This is a genomic window from Thiohalocapsa halophila (assembly GCF_016583825.1).
Taxonomy (GTDB): domain Bacteria; phylum Pseudomonadota; class Gammaproteobacteria; order Chromatiales; family Chromatiaceae; genus Thiohalocapsa; species Thiohalocapsa halophila.
In genome coordinates, this window is sequence record NZ_NRRV01000154.1 from 1 (window position 1) to 2,232 (window position 2,232).

At 67.2% G+C, this 2,232-nt stretch carries 2 protein-coding genes; both read left to right on the forward strand.

What is annotated here, in order from left to right; genetic code table 11:
• Nucleotides 1-152: 152 nt before the first annotated feature.
• Nucleotides 153-275, forward strand: a complete 123-nt coding sequence (locus tag CKO31_RS27350) for a hypothetical protein (protein WP_274607819.1) — start codon at nt 153-155, stop codon at nt 273-275.
• The gene (locus CKO31_RS25570; protein WP_200243578.1) at nt 272-1,852 is read left to right on the forward strand and encodes a DUF3987 domain-containing protein; all 1,581 of its coding nucleotides are present in this window, start codon (nt 272-274) and stop codon (nt 1,850-1,852) included. Before CKO31_RS27350 ends, CKO31_RS25570 begins: the two co-directional genes overlap by 4 nt.
• The last annotated feature ends 380 nt before the right edge of the window (nt 1,853-2,232 follow it).

A 2,232-nucleotide genomic window follows, 5' to 3' on the forward strand; every position in this document is an offset into this window, starting at 1 on the left:
CCAACGAGTTGTAACGCAGCTGGGCGCCGCGCGGGGCGTGCCATGGGGGTCGTAGCGGCCCGCACCCGGGAGGTGACCTTGAAATCGGTACGAATTCTCAAATTGCGCAAGCACTTGTAGCTGCGACGAAGCGGTCAACTGCCGTTTCTAGGATGATCCTGCGCATCGCGGCCGCCGATCTACGCGCCGGGCGCACGCTGACCATCGAGGACCGGGGCCGGGTGGAGGTGGCCCGGCTGCGGGTCGAGGCGGCGAACGCGGAGCGGCGCCGGTGAATGCGCCGGAGCGTAGACTCACCGATGCGTTGGACCCAGCGCTGTTGGAGCAGCTTGCCGGCGGTGAGCGATCAGATCCGCACTGGCCGGAGCCACAGCCGATCCCGCCGCGCGGTGACATCGGCGAGGCGGCACCCTTTCCGCTGACGCTGCTGCCGCCAGCGCTGCAGTCGGCGGTGCGGGAGGTCGCGCGGTTCAACAAGATCCCGGAGGCGAGCCCGGCGCTGGTGGGGATCGGCACCCTGGCCACCGCGATCGGCAAGCGGGCGCTGGTGGTGGAGCGTAAGGGGCTGGTCCACCACCCCGCGCTGTTCCTGGTGGGCATTGCCGGCAGCGGCGAGCGTAAGAGCCCCGCGTTTCGAGCCATGACCCAGCCGCTGGAGCATTGGGCGCTGGACGCGGAGCCGCACTGGGAGGTCGCCGTCCGGCGTGCGCGGGCCCGCAATGCGGCGGTGGACAGCGAGATCGCGAGGCTGAAGCGGCGTAAAGATGCGGATCTGGAGGAGACAGCGCAACAGATCGAGCAGTTGGACGCAGAACGGCTGGTGGTCCCGCCGGTGCCGCGGCTCTTCAGCACGGACTGCACCGAGGAGCGGGTATTCCAGATGCTGCACGAGCGCCACGGCGCCTTCGCGGTGATGAGCGGCGAGGGTCGGCCAGTATTCGATGCGATCCTGGGCAAGTACTCCGGCGATGGACGCACCGGCGATGCGGTGTACCTCGCCGGCATCAGCGGCGACACGATCAGCCGCGACCGGGTCGGCGGCGGCGACGGCGGACCGGAAGAGCGGGTGATCCGCCGTCCGTGCCTCAACGTCTGCGTCATGGTGCAGCCGGACAAGTACCTGGAGGTCGCCGCGCACCCGGCGCTGCGGGCATCCGGGGCGCTGGCTCGCATCTGGCCGGCGTGGCTGCCGTCGATGGTGGGTCAGCAGCATGAGCGGCTCGGCGAGCCGGGGCTGCATGCGGAGAGAGTGGCGCGCTACTCCACTTTGGTCCTCGATGTGCTCGGCCATCTCCCTGACCAGGATCAGCATGGGCGCCCCATTCCGCACCAAGCCAGATTGAGCGAGGAGGCGACGGCGGCCCGCATCGATCTCCACAACGAGTTGCAGGACCGGATGGGCGACGGCGGCGACCTCGCGGACATGCGCGACGTCGGTGCCAAGGCCGTCAGCCAGATCTGCAAGCTCGCGCTGGTACTGCACGTCGCGGCAAACCCCAACGTCCTGCGGCAACCCGACAGCGAGATCGATGCCGCTACCTGGTCCGCGGCTCACTGCATCGGCTTGTGGTTCCTCGACGAGGCGGTCCGCGTGCAACGTGCAGCCGTCGAAGACCCGCTGCTGGAGACGGCGCGGCGGACGCTGGCTTGGCTCGGTCGCAGAGACGAGGCGACGGTGACAACGCGGACGCTGAGCCTCTATGCGCCGAGGCCGCGCCCGGATGCGAAGGCTGCCTCAGCGGCGCTTGAGTTGCTGACAGATCTGGGTTGGCTTCGGGCCGAGCCCACAGCTGCGCGGCGCAAGCCTCAGTATCGACTGCATCCGTCAGGCCGATCGGAGCGCAAACTCTAGCAACGTTGCGACCCAGCCAGTCTGTCAGTTGAACGCATCGACTCGGCCAGTCGATGCGCTTCCACGATACGATCCGACTTGCATAGGATTAGCCGCCCTGCTCGGTGAGGAGACTACGTTTGCACCCTGCTGGATCGCCAGGAATCGAACCCGCGTAACCGGCGGAAACTGGGGGCCACTTCGGGGGCAACCCTATCTTCAGAAAAATACAAATAGATTTTAATTCAGAAGCTTAAATCTCACATTCGGTAGTCGCCGCCTCCACCAAACAACATCCTCACGGCCCGCCTCGCGCGGGCCTTTTTGGTTGCGATCTTCCCCCACAGCTGTCCGCCGCCGCTGGTGCCGGACAACAACCCGAATCCGACTTCCTCGCCTGC

Bases quoted from the DNA above. Each gene is read 5' to 3' on its own strand.
- CKO31_RS27350 (WP_274607819.1), top strand. From the start codon at position 153: ATGATCCTGCGCATCGCGGCCGCCGATCTACGCGCCGGGCGCACGCTG.